Below are 16,714 nucleotides of genomic sequence, written 5' to 3'. Positions count from 1 at the left end.
ACGCACCATGGACATCATGGACGAGGAGCAGATGAAGGCGCCGCCGATCGTGTTCCCGGGCCAGTCCGGGCCGGAGTCGGCCTATCGGATCGCCCACGACCTGCTGGTACGACGGGCGCCGGTCGAGGCGCTTCAGGTGCTGGAGCCGGCCCTCGCCGAGGACCCCCGCAACACCGGACTCCGCGCGCTGCGCGCCTGGGCCTACCTGATCCGGGTGCAGCTGCGGAAGGCCGAGACCGAGCTCCGCAGCCTGGTCGAGGAGACCCCCGACGACGTGTGGGCCCGGCACGCGCTCGGCCGCGCGCTCGAGCGGCAGTCGAGGCTGGAGGAGGCGCTGCCGCACCTGCGGCTGGCCTTCGCCATGAGCGGCGACATCGAGCACGAGCTCGCGGTGCTCCGGGTCGAGCGCCAGCTGATGGCCGGCTGAGGCGCCGGGACGGGGCCGGGGTCAGGCGAGCCTGGTGACGCTGACGGCGACCGACATCTGGGAGGTCTCGGCTCCGGAGTAGATGCCGCTGAGCGGCTTCACGTCCTGGTAGTCGCGACCGGTCGCGACCGCGACGTAGCGGTCACCGGGCTCGGTGTCGTTGGTGGGGTCGAACGGGTGCCAGCCGTCGTCCCACCACTCCACCCACGCGTGCGACTCGCCGCTGACGGTCTCGCCGACGACCGGGTCGGCACGGGGGTGGGAGTAGCCGGAGACGTAGCGCGCCGGGATGCCGACGGACCGGAGTCCTCCGATGACGAGGTGCACCATGTCCTGGCACACCCCGGCGCGCTGCTGCCAGGCCAGCGCCGCCACGGACCGCACGTCGGTGGAGCCGGGGAGGTACTCCACCTCGTCGTGGACCAGCGCGCACACGGCGCGAGCGGCCTCGCCCGGCCGGGCGCAGCCGTCGGCCAGGGCGCGGAGGCGCTTCGCGAAGTCGGTGGGCGGGGCGACGAGCTCGGGGCGGGTGAGGTACTCGGTCCACCGGTCGGCGACGGCGGTGTCCCAGAGCTCCGCCCAGCTCAGCCGGGGCGCGGGCGTCGGGGGCCGGTTCGTCTGCACCGTCGAGGTCACGGTGACCGTCATCGACTCGTGCGGGTCGAGGACCTCGAACGCGGTCACGAGGGTGCCGAAGTAGTCGCGGTACTCGAAGGTCCACGGCTTCGGCGTCACCTCCAGCCGCGAGTGCACCACGATCTGCTCGGGCGTCGTCTGCGGCGTCAGTCGGGCCTGGTTGTACGACGCGACCGCCTTGCCGTCGTACTCGTAGCCGGTGGTGTGCACCACCCGCAGCTGCATGCTCATCAGTTGGCCCCCTGCCAGGTCAGTGCCTCGGACCCGGCGAAGTAGCGGCGGGTGACCGCCTCGGTCGCGAGCGCGCAGGTGCGCTGCAGCCGCTCCATCTCGTTGGGCAGATCGGCCATCACGTCGGAGAGCGAGCGGTACTCGAACTCCGCTCGGGTCCGGCCGAGCAGCCGCTGCGCCTCGTTCTGGAAGCCCGCCCGCTGGCCGGACGACTCGAGGTTCTCGATGCACTGCTCCGCCCGGTTGAGCGAGAACACCACCGACCGCGGGAAGAGCCGGTCGAGGAGCAGGAACTCGGCCGCCCCGCGCTCGGTCTCCAGCCCCTTGTAGGTCCGCAGGAACGCCTCGTAGCCGCCTGAGGCCCGCAGCGTGCTGGTCCACTGGGCGCCGGTCCCGGACGACTGGGCCGCCGTGGCGACCAGCCGGGAGGTCATGTCGGCCCGCTCCACGCACCGGCCCAGCATCAGGAAGTGCCAGCCCTCGTCGCGGGTCATCGTGGCGTCGGCGGTGCCGTTGATCAGCGCCGCCCGCTCCCGGACCCACTGGAAGATCATCGGCGCGCGCATCGAGTCGAAGTGCCCCGACGGCAGGGCGCGGTACGTCGTGTTGATGGCCTCCCACATCGGCACCGACAGCGTCTCGCGGGCCCGGCGGGCCGACTCGCGGGCGGCGGCCAGCGCCGAGGCGATCGAGGTCGGCGAGGTGGGGTCGTAGCAGAGCCGGTCGAGGACCAGCGAGGTGTCGATGGCCCACTCGGGCTCCGCCTCCACGCCCATGATGGAGAGCAGGTTGGCGCAGGTCGACTCCTCGTCGATCGTCGCGTCCTCCAGGAGCAGCTGGGTCTGGACGTCGAGGATCCGCGCGGTGTCCTCGGCGCGCTCGACGTACCGTCCGATCCAGAACATCGACTCGGCGATCCGGCTCAGCATCGAGCGTCCCCCCGCTCGTCCCGGTCCTGCTGTTGCTGCTCCTGCTGCTGACTCGGCTCGCTGAGCGCCACTCCGGCGGGGGCGACCGGCGGGGGAGCGGACGGACCCGGAGGCGGCTCCTCCTCGACCGGCTCGGGCAGAACCGGCTCGGGCTCGACGGGCTCCAGGGTGACCGGCTCGAAGACCGGGTCGACGACGGGTGCCGTGGCCGGGGCCGGCCCGGCGAGCACCCAGGTGTCCTTGGAGCCGCCGCCGCGCGAGGAGTTCACGATCAGCTCGCCCTTCGCGAGCGCGACCCGGGTCAGCCCGCCGGGAAGCACCCAGACCCGGTTGCCGTCGTTGACCGCGAATGGGCGCAGGTCGACGTGGCGCGGGCCGAGCTCGCCGTCGACGAACGTGGGCACGGTCGAGAGCTGGACGACCGGCTGGGCGATCCAGGCCCGCGGGTCGTCGAGGATCTTCTCGCGCAGTACGTCGAGCTCCGCCTTCGAGGCGCGCGGGCCGATCACGATGCCCTTGCCGCCCGAGCCGTCCACCGGCTTGAGCACCAGCTCGTCGAGCCGGTCGAGGACCTCCTCGCGGTGGTCCGGCTCGCCGATCCGCCAGGTGTCGACGTTGCGCAGCACCGGCTCCTCGGCGAGGTAGTAGCGGATGATGTCGGGCAGGTAGGTGTAGACGAGCTTGTCGTCGGCCACGCCGTTGCCGACGGCGTTGGCGATGGTGACGTTGCCGGCCCGGGCGGCGTCGATCATGCCGGGGCAACCGAGCATCGAGTCGGCCCGGAAGTGCACCGGGTCGAGGAACTCGTCGTCCACGCGGCGGTAGATCACGTGCACGGGCTCGAAGCCCTTGGTGGTCCGCATCATCACCCGGCCGCGCCGGCACTCCAGGTCCCGGCCCTCGACCAGCTCGACGCCCATCGTGCGGGCCAGCAGCGCGTGCTCGAAGTAGGCGCCGTTGTAGACACCCGGGGTCAGCACCACGACGGTCGGGTCGGCGACCCCGGCGGGGGCGGCGGCCCGGAGCGCCGCGAGCAGCCGCTGGGGGTACGCCGCGACCGGCCGGATCCGGTGCTCGGCGATCGTCTCCGGCAGCGCCGCGGAGATCGCGCGCCGGTTGGTGATGACGTACGAGACGCCCGACGGCACCCGCACGTTGTCCTCCAGCACCCGGAACTCACCGGTGTTGTCGCGCACCAGGTCGATGCCGGACACGTGCACACGCACGCCGTTCGGCGGCCGGACCCCCGCGGACGCCCGGTGGTAGTGCGAGGAGGTGGCGATGACCTCGCGGGGTATCACCCCGTCGGCGAAGACCTGGCCCGCGTCGTACACGTCGGCGAGGAACAGCTCCAGCGCCCTGACCCGCTGCTGCACGCCCCGCTCGATGGTCGAGAACGTGTCCATCTCGATGACCCGCGGCAGGATGTCGAGCGGGAAGGCGCGCTCCTCGCCACCGATGTCGAACGTGACGCCCTGGTCGAGGTAGCTGGCCTGCAGCGCCTCGACCCGGCTGACCAGGTCGGGGGTGGTCATGGTCCGCAGCGAGCTGCTGAGCCGCTGGTACGCCGAGCGCAGGGACTCGCCGTCGAACATCTCGTCGTAGGCCGGGCCCGTGGAGGCGTAGCCCTCGAACATCGACGTCATGGGCGGACATTACCCAGATCGATGTAACAGCCATGTTGCCTTGGATTTCCGGTTCAGACCGCTGGCCGGGGGCGGCTCAGGGGTTGGTCAGCACCTCGGCGCCGGTGGCCGTGACCAGCAGCGTGTGCTCGAACTGGGCGCTGCGGCGCAGGTCCTGAGTGACGACCGTCCAGCCGTCGTCCCACATGGTCCACTCGTGGGTGCCGAGGTTGAGCATCGGCTCGATGGTGAAGGTCATGCCCGGCTCGATCAGGGTGTCGTGCGCCGGGTCGTCGTAGTGCGGGACGATCAGGCCGGAGTGGAACGACGTGCCGATCCCGTGGCCGGTGAACTCGCGGACGACGCCGTACCCGAAGCGGGCGGCGTACGACTCGATCACCCGGCCGATGATGTTGATCCGGCGGCCCGGCCGGACCGCCTTGATGCCGCGCTCGAGAGCCTCGCGGGTGCGCTCGACCAGCAGCCGGGACTCCTCGTCGACGTCGCCCGCGAGGAAGGTGGCGTTGGTGTCGCCGTGCACGCCGTGGAGGTACGCCGTGATGTCGATGTTGACGATGTCGCCGTCCTCGACCACCCGGCTGTCGGGGATGCCGTGGCAGACCACCTCGTTGACGCTGGAGCACAGCGACTTCGGGAAGCCCCGGTAGCCGAGGGTGGAGGGGTAGGCGCCGTGGTCGCACAGGAACTCGTGGCCGATCCGGTCCAGCTCGTCGGTGGTCACGCCCGGTACGACGTGGCGGCCGACCTCCTCACGCGCCTGAGCCGCGAGCCGGCCCGCCACCCGCATCCGCTCGATCGTCTCGGCGTCCTTGACCTCGGCGCCGGTGTAGCGCGCGGGCGCCGGCCGGTCGACGTACTCGGGGCGCTCGATCGAGGCGGGGACGGCGCGCCGGGGGGAGAGGGACGCGGGAGCCACGGGAGTCACGTGGGGGGAGTCTAGATGCGCTCGAGTCGACCCCGGCGGACGAGGTGGACCAGACCACCCGGGCCCGATGGGCGGCCCGCCGGGTGATTCCTGCCCGTTCCCGGTGCGCTGCGCACTCGTCGCGAAAGACTCCTCTTTATGTCCCCCACTTCGGTCGGCGCCCGCGCCACTGCCCTGATTCTGGCGTGCGGAGCCCTGCTCGCCGTCACGCCCCCCGACGCCGCTCATGCGGCCGCCCCCACCACCAACCACCTCTCGTGGACCGGGTACGCCGGGGGCGAGCACACCGCCGTCAACGGTGGCGAGTGGACCGTCCCCACAGGCGTGACGTCCGTGACCGTCGATCTGGTCGGTGGCAAGGGCGCCGACAACTCCATCGCCCTCGGGGGCCTGGGCGCCCACGTCACCGGAACCCTGTCCGTGACTCCGGGCGAGGTCCTGCGCGTCACCGTCGGCAGTGACGGCGGGTACCGGTTCGGCGGTGCCAACGGTGGTGGCTGGGGCGGCGGCGGCGCGGCCTCCGGTGGGGGTGGCGCCGGCTACGCCGGCGGTGGGGCGACCGACATCCGCATCGGCGGCGCAGGCCTCGAGCATCGGGTCCTGGTCGCTGGCGGCGGTGGCGGCACCGGGGTGTCCCCAGGGATCGACGGCGGGCACGCCGGCCTGGTCGGTCCCGGTGAGAGCGGTCAGGCGGGGGGCAACGCGCTGGCAGACAACGGCCCCAGCTGCGCCGACTCGACGGGCGCGGGAGGCGGGACCCAGACCGCGGGCGGCCCCCGGGCGATCGGGTGCGTCGTGAAGCAGTACTACCCCGACGGCCGGTTCGGCGAGTTCGGCGTGGGTGCTGACGGCGTCTCGGTCGGCACGGGCGGCGTCCCCGGCGCCAGCGGCGGTGGCGGCGGTTGGTACGGCGGCGGCAGCTCGTCGGTCTACGGCGGTGGCGGCGGCGGTTCGTCGTACGGCGACCCGGCGCGCTTCACCCTGGGGGCACAGGACGTCACCACGACCGGGCCACGGGCGAGCATCACCTACGCCGCGGTGCCGACGACGCTGGTGGTCGACGCGGTGGACACCCTCCCGGCCGACGGCTCGACGACGGTGGTCGACATCTCCCTGCTGGACCAGAGCGGCCGGCTGTGGGCGGGGCACGACGTGACGATCAGCGGCGACGACGCCGGGGTCGTGTTCGGCACCGTCGTCCCGCAGGGCAACGGGCACTACCGCGTCGGAATGCGGTCCTCGACGACGGTCGGCACGGTCACCTTGACCGCCGCGACCGGGGGGATCACCGGGACGACGACGGTGGAGCAGGTCAAGGCCCTCCAGCAGCTGAGCTTCACCACGTCCGGGAACTCGGCGTTCGCCGGGCAGACCCGGGCGGTGAGCGTAAGCGGCGGTACGTCGGGCAACCCCGTGCAGTTGACCAGCTCCGCTGACTGCTCGCTGAGCGGTCAGACCAGCGGCAACGCGACGGTCCGCTTCGACCACGCAGGCAGCTGTGTCATCACCGCGAACCAGGCCGGCAACGCGAACCACGAGGATGCCGAACCGGCCAGCCAGACGATCACGGTCGCGAAGGGCGCGCAGACTCTGGCCTTCACCAGCACGGCTCCTGAGGAGGGCGCGGTCGGCGGCACGTACGCCGTGACCGCGACCGGCGGCACGTCGAGCAGCCCCGTCACCTTCACCGCCGGGTCGCCGACGTGCTCGGTGGTGGGCAAGGGGTCGGGCTCGGCCATCGTGACCTTCCACCACGTCGGCTCGTGCGAGCTGACCGCGAACCAGGCCGGTGACGACGACTACGAGGCAGGCGCCGCCGCCAGCGAGGCCATCACCGTCGTCCGCGCGAAGCAGGCCATCCGCTTCACCTCGGCCCCGCCGACGAAGAGCGTCGTCGGCGGCGAGTACGTCGTGCGGGCGTCGACCGGACGTCTTCCCGTGGAGCTGTCCGCGGTGACCCCGGCCCAGTGCTCGGTCCAGGACCGCGGCGACGGTTCGGCGAAGGTCGCCTTCCGTGGCACGGGGTCGTGCGTCATCGGCGCCGCCCAGCCGGGCGACGCCGACCACGAGCCCGCGATGCCGGTCACGCAGGTCGTGAACGTGACCAAGCCGTCCGCGCAGAAGCTGCGCATCACGTCCAAGCCGGGCAAGGCGAAGGTGGGCTCGACGTACCGGATCAGGACCAAGGGCGCCGCCAAGGGACACAAGGTCACCTACGCGACCACGCCGCGATCGGTGTGCACGGTCAACGGCAAGGGTGTCGTGAAGTTCCGCAAGGCGGGTCGCTGCACCATCACGGCGAAGGTCGCCGGGTCGGGGACCTACCTGCCGGGCCAGGCCAAGCAGAAGGTGACGATCAAGCGGCGGAAGTGAGCGTCGGGGCCGGCCCGGGGCTTCCCTCGGGCCGGCCACGCGCCGGGCGGCCGGCGTACGCCTGCGGGTCACGAGCCGCGCGGTAGTTTCTGACCATGAGCGACAGCGCGGACACTCGAGAGTTCTGGTTCTGCCTCAAGCACCACACGGTCGAGGACCGCGAGGGCTGCCGCAACGCGGACCGGCTGGGCCCGTACGCCACGGCGGCCGAGGCGTCCCGGGCCCTGACCAAGGTCGAGGAGCGCAACGAGTCCTGGGACCACGACCCGGACTGGAACGACGAGCAGCTGGAGGACTAGGTGGCGGCACGCCGCCGGCGACGTCGTCCCGGCGACGCCTCGCCGTGGCCGTTCGTCGGCATGGCCGGCATGGCCTCGGTGCTCTTCCTGTACGGCGCCGGCGGGCTGATCGCACCCTGGTGGGCGGTCGTGCTGCTCCTCGGCGTCTGGCTGGTGCTCTTCGTGCAGGCCTGCCGGTGGTGGACGCCGCGACCGCGGCTGGTGCCGGTGCTGCCCGTCGTCGCCGTCCTGGTGTGGTTCGCGGTGATGGTCTCCGGCGGGCTGTGGCTGGGATGGGGCTGGTCGGCGTGACCGGGCGGGGGAGTTTCATCGGTTAGCCCGCTAGAACTCCCGCTTGGACGATGAACCTTTGTCGTCCCGGGATGAGGTTCATCGGCTAACCGATGAAACTCCCCGGCGCCGGTCCTCGCCCCTCAGCGCTTCGGCCGGACCGCCAGGATGGCGTCGTCCCCGCCGTTGTCGGTGGTGACGTAGATGACCGAGCCGGGGCCGTCGACGATCGTGCGGATCCGGCCGTACCGGCGCAGGGCGTCGGGCACGCGGACGTTCAGCAGCTTCTTGCCGCGCACGGTGAGGAACAGGACCCGCTCGCCCTTCTGGGCCGCGACGGCGAAGGTGCCGTCGTACGCGCCCCAGCGACGGCCGGCGACGAAGCCGCCGCCGGAGGTGGCGAGGGTGGGGGCGCCTGAGCTCCAGACCGCGCGGCGCTGGCGACCCGGCAGGCCCGGGTCGGTCATGGCCACGCTCTCGTTGTAGCCGGGGACCGGGTGGTAGCCGTAGTCACCGCCGCGCACCAGCAGGTTGACCTCGTCGTCGCGGCTGGTGCCCTGCTCGACCGACCACAGCCGGCCGGTGCCGGGCTGGACGTCGAGGCCCTGCACGTTGCGGTGGCCGAAGGTGAAGACGTAGCGCTGGTTGCGGTCGGCCGCCCTGACGAACGGGTTGGTCCGCCACGGTTTGCCGGTGCGCGCGCTCAGTCGGAGCGTCTTGCCGCCCAGCGAGGTGAGGTCGCGCGGGTTGGTGCCGACCGCAGCGTCGCCGGTGCCGACGACCAGCGACCCGTCGGCCAGCGCGAGCAGCCGGCAGCCGCCGTGCCGGCCGCTGGTCGCCGGGAACCCGCCGATCAGCTTCTTGCCGGCCACCACCCGGGTCAGTCGCGCGTTGAGCCGCCACGCCATCACTCGTACGTCGTGCCCGCCGCCGGCGGTGCGACCGCCCTGGCAGGTGAAGAAGCGCCGGTTCTTCGCGAAGCCCGGATCGACGTCGAGGCCCATCAGTCCGGTCTCGCCGGACACCCACACCTGGCCGCTCGGGAACGCGACGCGACGGGTCCGGCCGCTCGCCCAGATCGACACCGTCGCCCGGTCGCGCTGGGTGAAGATCAGCCGGCCCCTGCCGATCGGCCGTACGTCCCACGGGTGATCGAGGCCGGTCACCAGGCGGCGTACCCGAAGGTCCGGCACCGTCCTGCGGGCCGCGGTCTGCTCGACGGATTGACGCTGGTCGAGGCCCGGAGCGGCCGAGGGATCCGCACCGCTCGGGACGGGTGCGAGGACCAGGCTGAGGCCGAGAGCGGCCGCGATTCCGAGGACGAGGGGACGCATGCCGAGACGGTAACCGGTGGGCTGGATCACAACCCACCGGTCACCGTCGACGCCTCAGAAGGTGTGCTCGGGGGCGGGGAAGGTGCCGCCCTTGACGTCCGCGGCGTACTCCGACGCGCCCGCGAGCAGGGCGCCGTGCAGGTCGGCGTACTGCTTGACGAAGCGGGCCATCTTGCCGGTGCGCAGGCCGAAGGCGTCTTGCCAGACGAGCACCTGGCCGTCGCAGTCGGCGCCCGCGCCGATGCCGATCGTGGGGATCGCGAGCTCCTTGGTGATCTGCGCGGCCACCTCGCCCGGCACCATCTCCATCACGATCGCGAACGCGCCGGCGTCCTCCATCGCGTGGGCGGCGTCGACGAGTCGGCTCGCGGTGTCGCCGCGCCCCTGGACCCGGTAGCCGCCGAGGCTGTGCTCGCTCTGCGGCGTGAAGCCGATGTGGGCCATCACCGGGATGCCGTTCGTCGCCAGCTTCTCGACCTGGGGCGCGACCTCCGCGCCGCCCTCGAGCTTCACGGCGTGCGCACCGGCCTCCTTCATGAATCGGACGCCGGTGTGGAAGGCCTGCTCGGGGGAGGCCTGGTAGCTGCCGAAGGGCAGGTCGGCCAGGACCATCCCGCGCCGCGCCGCCCGCGAGACAGCCCGCACCAGCGGGATCAGCTCGTCGACCGTGACCGGGATCGTGGAGTCGTAGCCGAGCACGTTGTTGGCGGCCGAGTCGCCGACGAGCAGGATGTCGATGCCTGCCTCGTCGAAGACCGACGCGGTGTACATGTCGTACGAGGTCAGCATCGTGATCTTCTCGCCGCGTGCCTTCATCTCCCGCAGGTGATGGGTGCGGACCTTGCCGATCGTGGGCCGCGGGGACGTGCCCGGGCCGGTGCCGTACGGCGCCGTCTCTTCGCTCATCGTCGAGCTCCGTTCCTAGACATCTCGCAGCTCCCTGACGGAGTCCACGGACTTGTCGCCCAGGCTATGCCGGAACCACCCGCGAAACAGGTGTGTCGATGCTCACGGCGGGCTCACGGGCCGTAGGCGCGCCCGACCGTGGCGACCCGGACGCGGTAGTCGGCGTACCAGACCTCGCGGCCGCGCTCTTGCGCGACGAGGTGCTCGGCGACCTGCTTCCAGGCGGCGGCCGCGGCGTCGTCGACCCAGTACGACACGGTGATGCCGAGCCCGCCGGGGTCGCGCGCCGCCTCGATGCCGAGGTAGCCCGGCTGCTCGGCGGCGAGCCGGTCCATCCGCTCGGCCATCGCGGCGTACCCGCGGTCGCCCTCAGTGCGCAGCGAGGTGAAGACGACGGCGGTGTACGGCGGGGCGGGGGTCGAGGCGATGCTCATACGGCTCCTGGTTCGGGCGGTCGGACGGGTCAGCCGGCGGCGTCGGCGGCGGCCTCCAGGTCGGCGACGACGATCTTGCGCATCTGCAGCATGGCCTGGGTCGCGGCGTCCGCGCGAGCGGGATCCGGGTCGGAGACCAGCTCGTAGAGCCGGGTCGGGACAATCTGCCAGGACAGCCCGAACCGGTCCTTGAGCCAGCCGCACATCGACTCCTCGCCGCCGTCGAGCAGGGAGTCCCAGTAGTAGTCGACCTCGGTCTGGTCGGCGCAGGCGATGCTGAACGAGACGGCCTCGGTGAACCCCGCGAGCTCGGGGCCGCCGTTGATGGCCCGGAAGGTCATCCCGTCGAGGGTGAACTCGCCGGCCATCACCCGACCGGTCTCCCCGTAGCCGGACTCGGTGTAGCGGGTGAGATGACCGACCGAGGAGTTCGGGAAGATCTTCGTGTAGAACTCCGCCGCCTGCTCGAGCTGGTCGTCGAACCACAGGCAGGGACTGATCGAGGTGCTGAGGGACATGGTGCAGGCTCCTTCGGGACGAGGTCGTGAGGATCTGACTCCGGCTCGCTGCTGAACTCATCGTTTTCGGCCCCAACCATCCGTGGCCGTGCGAGCGTTCTCCGGTCGAGGAGGCCGGATGGACGAGCAGGAGCTGACCGCCGAGTTCACGGCGTGGGCGGCGGGCGTTGAGCGTCGGCTGCTGCGCTCGGCGTACTTGCTCACCGGCGATCTGCACCGTGCCCAGGACCTGGTCCAGGAGGCGCTGGTCAAGGTGGCGCTGCGCTGGGCGCGGCTGCGCGACGGCAACCCGACCGCGTACGCGCGCACGATCGTGGTCCGCGACAACGTCTCCTGGTGGCGCCGCTGGCGGCGGGAGGTGGTCCTCGACGACGTCGGGGTCGGGGAGGCTGCCACTGTGTCGGCGGACCCCGAGGCGGCTCTCGTCGTACGACGCGCGCTGGCCCGGCTGACCCCGGCACAGCGGGCCGTGCTGGTGCTGCGGCACTTCGACGACCTGACCGAGCGCGAGACCGCGGAGGTGCTGGGCGTGGCCGTCGGCACCGTCAAGAGCCAGAACGCCGTCGCGCTGGCGCGGCTGCGCGAGGGCGCCCCCGAGCTGCTCGACCTGATCGGGAGGACCCGATGAACGACCGTTCCCTGCGTGACGTCCTGGACCGGGCCACCGAACTGATCGAGCCGCCCGACCTCGCGGCGGTCGCTCTGGCCGAGGCGCGGCGCCGTCGTACCCGTCGGCGGGGTGCGGTCGCGGCGCTGACCGCGGCGGCCGCCGTCGTGGTGCTGATCGTCTCGGCCCGGGTCATTACCGGCGACCGCACCACTGAGCCCCCGCCGGCCGACCCGGCCTCGTCGGGGACCACCCAGGTGCCGGTCGCCCCGGCGATCCCGGTCGACCGGATCCAACCGCTCTGGGACCCGCGCGGCGTCGAGGGCCTGCCGGTGCTCGACCTCGGGGTGCCGCAAGTGCTGCCGGTCGGGACCACCGGCGGGGTCGACACCGCCGTGGCGCTGTTGGACCGGGATGACGAGACTCTGCTGGTCGGATCCAACGGCGTGCAGACCACGTTCGACCTCCCCCCGGGACTGGGTGCCCGGCGCACGGTGTCCCTGTCACCCGACGGAACCAGGGTCGCCGCGGTGGGGATCAGCGGGTTCTTCTGGCGCTCGCTGGCGGGGGCGTGGACGCGAGTCGACGTGCCCACCTCGGTGCTCGGTGAGTGGATCGAGGTGACCTGGATGCCCGGGGCCCAGGCCGTCGTCCTCCGCGGCGACCTGGCTGGTGTCCGGGTGGACCTCAGCACCGGGATACAGCGTGAGCTCGGCTTCCTGCGGGGCTACGTCGCTTGGGGCCCCGCGCCGGACGGAAGGGTCGTCGCGGGCAGTGGCCCCGCCAGTGCATCCGCGCCTTCCGTCCGCGAGCTCGTGGGGGACCAGAGCGTCCGTCGCACCTATCTGGGACCGCTGGAGAACCTCCAGCGCCCGGTGGTCGGCGCCGCGTCGATCGCCGCCGCCCGGGCGAACACGTCCTTCCCCGATCCACCGGCCCCGGACGACCAGGACGGTCTGATCGCGCTCGAGCGGGGGTCACTGGCCACGCGCGCGTTCCTGCCGGTCCGCTACGAGGCGTCGTACTACGTGGACGGCGGCGCGCTCACCCCGCGCGCCTGGCTCGACGACGACACGGTGCTCTTCACCGTGCTGCCGAAGGGAGCCGCGAAGGAGTACCTCGTTGCCTGGAACGTGGACACCGGCCAGCTGTCCCGGGTCGCCTGCTGGCCGTCCGATTTCGACGCCACGTTCGCTGTCGCTCTACTCGCGAACCAGGCCTAGTCTGGATCCATGTGGACCGACATCGGTGCCGACGCGTACGGCCGCTTCATGGGCCTGTACGCCGAGCCGCTGGCGGACGCCTTCGTCGCGCTGGCGGACCTGCAGGCCGGCCAGCGGGCACTCGACGTGGGGTGCGGGCCGGGGACGCTGACGGCTCGTCTGGTCGAGCGGCTGGGCCCGCAGGCTGTGGCGGCCGTGGACCCGTCGCCGCCGTTCGTGGACGCCGCGAGCGGGCGCTGCCCCGGGGTCGACGTACGGCAGGCGCGCGCGGAGGAGCTGCCGTTCGAGGACGGTGCCTTCGACGTCGCGCTCGCGCAGCTGGTCGTGCACTTCATGGACGACCCGGTCGTCGGACTGCGGGAGATGGGCCGGGTGGTGGGCGGCGACGGGCTGGTCGGTGCGTGCGTGTGGGATGAGCGGCTGTCGGGACCGCTCGCGGTGTTCTGGGCGGCGGCGAGCGAGCTGGGTCCGGGGGTGCCGAACGAGCCACGGGCCGGGACGCGGGCGGGCCACCTGGCCGAGCTCTGCGACGAGGTCGGGCTGCGGGTCGTCGAGGACACCCGGCTCGACGTCACCGTGCCCTTCGCGTCCTTCGAGGAGTGGTGGGCGCCGTACACGCTCGGCGTCGGGCCCGCGGGGCAGTACGTCGCCGCTCTCGAAGACGACGCCCGCGACCGGCTGCGGGACCTGTGTGCGGAGCGGTTGCCGGACGGCCCGTTCGACGTCACGGCAGGCGCCTGGACCGTGCTCGCTCGCGCCTGAGCGAATGCCGCCCGGTCCGCGTGGGAAACTCCCGACCGTGGACTTCTTCTCCGCCTACGCCCACGGGTACGCCCGGGTCGCGGCCTGCACGATCCCGATCACGGTCGCCGACCCCGCCGCCAACGTGCGCACCGTCCTGGAGCAGGCCCGGGCCTGCCACGACGAGGGGGTCGCGGTCGCGGTCTTCCCCGAGCTGTGCCTGTCGGGCTACTCGTTGGACGACCTGTTCCTGCAGGACCCGCTGCTCGACGCCGTCCGGGCCGCACTGGCCGAGCTGGTCGCGGCGTCCGTCGACCTGTCGCCGGTGCTGGTCGTGGGGGCGCCGCTGCTGCACGGCAACCGGGTGCTGAACGCCGCGGTCGTCGTGCACGCCGGCCGGGTCCTCGGGGTGGCGCCGAAGTCGTACCTGCCGACGTACCGCGAGTTCTACGAGCGCCGCTGGTTCGCCCCGGGCGACGACGTGCAGGGCACCATCGTGCTCGCCGGCCAGGAGGCGCCGATCGGCGCCGACCTGCTGTTCGCGGCGACCGACGTGCCGGGCCTGGTGCTGCACGTGGAGGTCTGCGAGGACATGTGGGTGCCGGTGCCGCCGAGCGCGGAGGCGGCGCTCGCGGGCGCGACCGTGCTGGCCAACCTCTCCGGCAGCCCGATCACCGTCGGCCGCGCCGAGGACCGCCGGCTGCTGGTGCGCTCGGCGTCGTCGCGCTGCCTGGCCACCTACGTGTACGCCGCCGCCGGCCAGGGCGAGTCGACGACCGACCTGAGCTGGGACGGCCAGACGATGATCTACGAGCACGGCGAGCTGCTGGGGGAGTCCGAGCGCTTCCCCGAGGGCCCCCGTCGTACCGTCGTCGACACCGACCTGGACCGCACCCGCCAGGAGCGGCTGCGCACCGGCACGTTCGACGACAACCGGCGCACGATCGGTCCCGAGTTCCGCACCGTCGAGTTCGAGCTCTCCCCGCCGACCGGTGACCTCGGCCTGCGGCGCAAGGTCGACCGGTTCCCGTTCGTGCCCGACGACGCCGAGCGGCTGGCCCAGGACTGCTACGAGGCCTACAACATCCAGGTCTCCGGCCTGGAGCAGCGGCTGCACTCGATCGGCCAGCCGAAGATCGTCATCGGCATCAGCGGCGGCCTGGACTCCACGCACGCGCTGATCGTGGCCGCCAAGGCGATGGACCGGCTGGGGCGCCCGCGCACCGACATCCACGGCTTCACGCTGCCGGGCTTCGCCACCGGCGACACCACCAAGGGGTACGCCTGGGCGCTGGCCGACTCGCTCGGCATCACCATGGAGGAGCTGGACATCCGGCCCGCGGCCGGCCAGCTGCTGAAGGACCTCGGGCACCCCTACGCGGAGGGGGAGGAGGTCTACGACATCACCTTCGAGAACGTCCAGGCCGGCCTGCGCACCGACTACCTCTTCCGCCTGGCCAACCACCGCGGCGGCATCGTCCTCGGCACCGGCGACCTCTCCGAGCTCGCGCTCGGCTGGTGCACGTACGGCGTCGGCGACCAGATGTCGCACTACAACGTCAACTCCGGCGTACCGAAGACGCTGATGCAGCACCTGATCCGCTGGACGATCGCCACCAGCCAGTTCGAACCCGAGACCGACGAGGTGCTGGGGAAGATCGTCGCGCAGGAGATCACCCCCGAGCTGATCCCGACCCGCGAGGACGGCCTGCCGCAGTCGACCGAGTCCTCGGTCGGGCCGTACTCCCTGCAGGACTTCACGCTCTTCCACGTGCTGCGCTACGGCTTCCGGCCCTCCAAGATCGCCTTCCTCGCCTGGCACGCCTGGCACGACTCCACCACGGGGGCCTGGCCGCCGAACTTCCCCGACGACCGCCGGGTCGACTTCGACCTGGCCGAGATCCGGACGTGGATGGACGTCTTCGTCCGACGCTTCTTCGCCTCGCAGTTCAAGCGCTCGGCGCTGCCCAACGGCCCGAAGGTCTCCGCCGGCGGCACCATGTCGCCCCGCGGCGACTGGCGGATGCCGTCCGACGCCAGCCCCGCTGCCTGGCTCGCCGACCTGGAGCGGGTGCCGGAGAAGCGCTGAGGGCTGGTCCCTGTGTGCCGAGTCAGCACCAGTAGTGCTGACTCGGCCCACCACTTCTGCTGACTCGGCGTCAGGGTCCCACCTCGTCCAACGGATATGGCACGGTGGTCGACGAAGGTCTGTCAGGTGAAGGAGGAGCGGTGTCGTCGTGCTGTTCGGGGCCCGAGCGCGAGCCCACCGCGGCGGCGCGGCTGCCCGAGGTGACCTGGGAGACCGCGGCGCCGGTGGCCGCACCCCGGCCGCGGACGACCGCCGCGACGCCCACCACCCGGGGTCAGGTGCTGATCGGGGCCGGCCAGTTCTGGATGGGCGACACCCACGGCGAGGCCTACGAGGACGACGGCGAGGGGCCGGCCAGGCTCGTCGAGGTCGACGCGTTCCGCATCGACGCGACGGCGGTGACCAACCAGGCGTTCGCGGCGTTCGTGAAGTCGACCGGGCACGTCACGACCGCCGAGCGGGAGGGTTTCTCGGCGGTCTTCCACTCGGCGTACGTCGGCGACGGCACCGACGTCGTCGGGCAGCCCGAGGCGGCCCCGTGGTGGCTGGCCGTGAGCGGGGCGTCCTGGCGGCACCCCGACGGTCCGGCCTCGGACGTGACCCGGCGCCAGAACCACCCGGTCGTGCACGTCTCCCACGACGACGCCCTGGCCTACTGCGCGTGGGCCGGGAAGCGGCTGCCCACCGAGGCGGAGTGGGAGAAGGCGGCCCGCGGCGGGCTGGACCGGGCCCGGTTCACCTGGGGCGACGAGCTGCTGCCGCGCGGGAGGTGGCAGGTCAACATCTTCACCGGCACCTTCCCCGTCGAGAACACCGCCGAGAACGGCTACCCGACCACGGCACCGGTGAAGACGTTCGCCCCCAACGGCTACGGGCTCTTCCAGCCGAGCGGGAACACCTGGGAGTGGTGTGCCGACTGGTACGCCGCCGACACCTACACCGCCTTCGGGCCGCAGAACCCGACCGGTCCCGCGGCGGGGGAGACTCGGGTGATGCGCGGCGGGTCGTACCTGTGCCACGACTCCTACTGCAACCGCTACCGCGTCGCCGCCCGGTCCTCCTCGCACCCCGACTCCAGCTCGGGCAACCTCGGCTTCCGCTGCGCCAACGACGCCTGATCGTCGGC

Annotated in this window: 17 protein-coding genes; 9 read left to right on the top strand and 8 right to left on the bottom strand. The window is 72.3% G+C overall.

All coding sequences use genetic code 11. The features are described from left to right. Positions 1–16 precede the first annotated feature (16 nt). The gene (locus MUB56_RS20600; protein ID WP_244928884.1) at positions 17–427 is read left to right on the top strand and encodes a tetratricopeptide repeat protein; all 411 of its coding nucleotides are present in this window, start codon (positions 17–19) and stop codon (positions 425–427) included. Positions 428–448: 21 nt separating this feature from the next. Here MUB56_RS20600 and MUB56_RS20595 read toward each other — a convergent pair whose 3' ends face one another. The 4 genes from MUB56_RS20595 to map form a co-directional block, all read right to left on the bottom strand. Next, entirely contained in the window at positions 449–1,294 is an 846-nt protein-coding gene (locus MUB56_RS20595) for a transglutaminase family protein (protein ID WP_244928883.1), read from the bottom strand. Further along, on the bottom strand, positions 1,294–2,223 hold the full coding sequence (locus MUB56_RS20590; RefSeq protein ID WP_244928882.1) for an alpha-E domain-containing protein: 930 nt from the start codon (positions 2,221–2,223) through the stop codon (positions 1,294–1,296). The genes MUB56_RS20595 and MUB56_RS20590 overlap by 1 nt, the downstream gene beginning before the upstream one ends. Next, positions 2,217–3,869, bottom strand: a complete 1,653-nt coding sequence (locus MUB56_RS20585; RefSeq protein ID WP_244928881.1) for a circularly permuted type 2 ATP-grasp protein — start codon at positions 3,867–3,869, stop codon at positions 2,217–2,219. Before MUB56_RS20585 ends, MUB56_RS20590 begins: the two co-directional genes overlap by 7 nt. 76 nt (positions 3,870–3,945) lie before the next feature. Further along, positions 3,946–4,794 carry a type I methionyl aminopeptidase gene (gene map, locus MUB56_RS20580; RefSeq protein WP_244928880.1) on the bottom strand — a complete coding sequence of 283 codons (849 nt, stop codon included), beginning with the start codon at positions 4,792–4,794 and terminating at the stop codon, positions 3,946–3,948. 138 nt (positions 4,795–4,932) lie between these two features. Here map and MUB56_RS20575 point away from each other — a divergent pair, with 138 nt between their 5' ends. The 3 genes from MUB56_RS20575 to MUB56_RS20565 all read left to right on the top strand — a co-directional run bounded on the left by MUB56_RS20575 (position 4,933) and on the right by MUB56_RS20565 (position 7,757). Next, positions 4,933–7,167, top strand: a complete 2,235-nt coding sequence (locus tag MUB56_RS20575) for a glycine-rich protein (RefSeq protein WP_244928879.1) — start codon at positions 4,933–4,935, stop codon at positions 7,165–7,167. Between the two features lie 95 nt (positions 7,168–7,262). Further along, on the top strand, positions 7,263–7,466 hold the full coding sequence (locus MUB56_RS20570) for a hypothetical protein (RefSeq protein WP_244928878.1): 204 nt from the start codon (positions 7,263–7,265) through the stop codon (positions 7,464–7,466). Beyond that, positions 7,467–7,757 (top strand): hypothetical protein, encoded by a 291-nt coding sequence (locus MUB56_RS20565; protein ID WP_244928877.1) that lies wholly within the window; start codon positions 7,467–7,469, stop codon positions 7,755–7,757. A gap of 122 nt (positions 7,758–7,879) precedes the next feature. Here MUB56_RS20565 and MUB56_RS20560 read toward each other — a convergent pair whose 3' ends face one another. From MUB56_RS20560 to MUB56_RS20545, 4 genes are all read right to left on the bottom strand, one after another. Next, complete coding sequence (locus MUB56_RS20560; protein WP_244928876.1) at positions 7,880–9,070, bottom strand: PQQ-dependent sugar dehydrogenase; 1,191 nt, start codon at positions 9,068–9,070, stop codon at positions 7,880–7,882. Between the two features lie 54 nt (positions 9,071–9,124). Next, the gene (panB, locus tag MUB56_RS20555) at positions 9,125–9,976 is read right to left on the bottom strand and encodes a 3-methyl-2-oxobutanoate hydroxymethyltransferase (RefSeq protein ID WP_244928875.1); all 852 of its coding nucleotides are present in this window, start codon (positions 9,974–9,976) and stop codon (positions 9,125–9,127) included. A 113-nt stretch (positions 9,977–10,089) separates the two neighbouring features. After that, complete coding sequence (locus tag MUB56_RS20550) at positions 10,090–10,410, bottom strand: antibiotic biosynthesis monooxygenase (protein WP_244928874.1); 321 nt, start codon at positions 10,408–10,410, stop codon at positions 10,090–10,092. A 29-nt stretch (positions 10,411–10,439) separates the two neighbouring features. Next, positions 10,440–10,928, bottom strand: coding sequence for a VOC family protein (locus tag MUB56_RS20545; RefSeq protein WP_244928873.1), 489 nt, complete (start codon positions 10,926–10,928; stop codon positions 10,440–10,442). Positions 10,929–11,046: 118 nt separating this feature from the next. On the opposite strand from MUB56_RS20545, the gene MUB56_RS20540 reads away from it, so the two are divergent. The 5 genes from MUB56_RS20540 (at position 11,047) to MUB56_RS20520 (ending at position 16,706) form a co-directional block, all read left to right on the top strand. Then, positions 11,047–11,556: a SigE family RNA polymerase sigma factor gene (locus tag MUB56_RS20540; RefSeq protein WP_244928872.1), complete on the top strand. Its 510-nt coding sequence runs from the start codon at positions 11,047–11,049 to the stop codon at positions 11,554–11,556. After that, complete coding sequence (locus MUB56_RS20535) at positions 11,553–12,758, top strand: hypothetical protein (protein WP_244928871.1); 1,206 nt, start codon at positions 11,553–11,555, stop codon at positions 12,756–12,758. Before MUB56_RS20540 ends, MUB56_RS20535 begins: the two co-directional genes overlap by 4 nt. A 9-nt stretch (positions 12,759–12,767) precedes the next feature. Beyond that, complete coding sequence (locus MUB56_RS20530; RefSeq protein WP_244928870.1) at positions 12,768–13,520, top strand: class I SAM-dependent methyltransferase; 753 nt, start codon at positions 12,768–12,770, stop codon at positions 13,518–13,520. A 4-nt stretch (positions 13,521–13,524) separates the two neighbouring features. Then, the gene (locus tag MUB56_RS20525) at positions 13,525–15,588 is read left to right on the top strand and encodes an NAD(+) synthase (protein ID WP_244928869.1); all 2,064 of its coding nucleotides are present in this window, start codon (positions 13,525–13,527) and stop codon (positions 15,586–15,588) included. 140 nt (positions 15,589–15,728) lie between these two features. Next, the gene (locus MUB56_RS20520; RefSeq protein WP_244928868.1) at positions 15,729–16,706 is read left to right on the top strand and encodes a formylglycine-generating enzyme family protein; all 978 of its coding nucleotides are present in this window, start codon (positions 15,729–15,731) and stop codon (positions 16,704–16,706) included. Positions 16,707–16,714: the final 8 nt, after the last annotated feature.

This window comes from Nocardioides sp. W7 (genome assembly GCF_022919075.1).
Classification (GTDB): Bacteria; Actinomycetota; Actinomycetes; order Propionibacteriales; family Nocardioidaceae; genus Nocardioides.
This window is presented reverse-complemented; position numbering and strand designations above follow the sequence as displayed.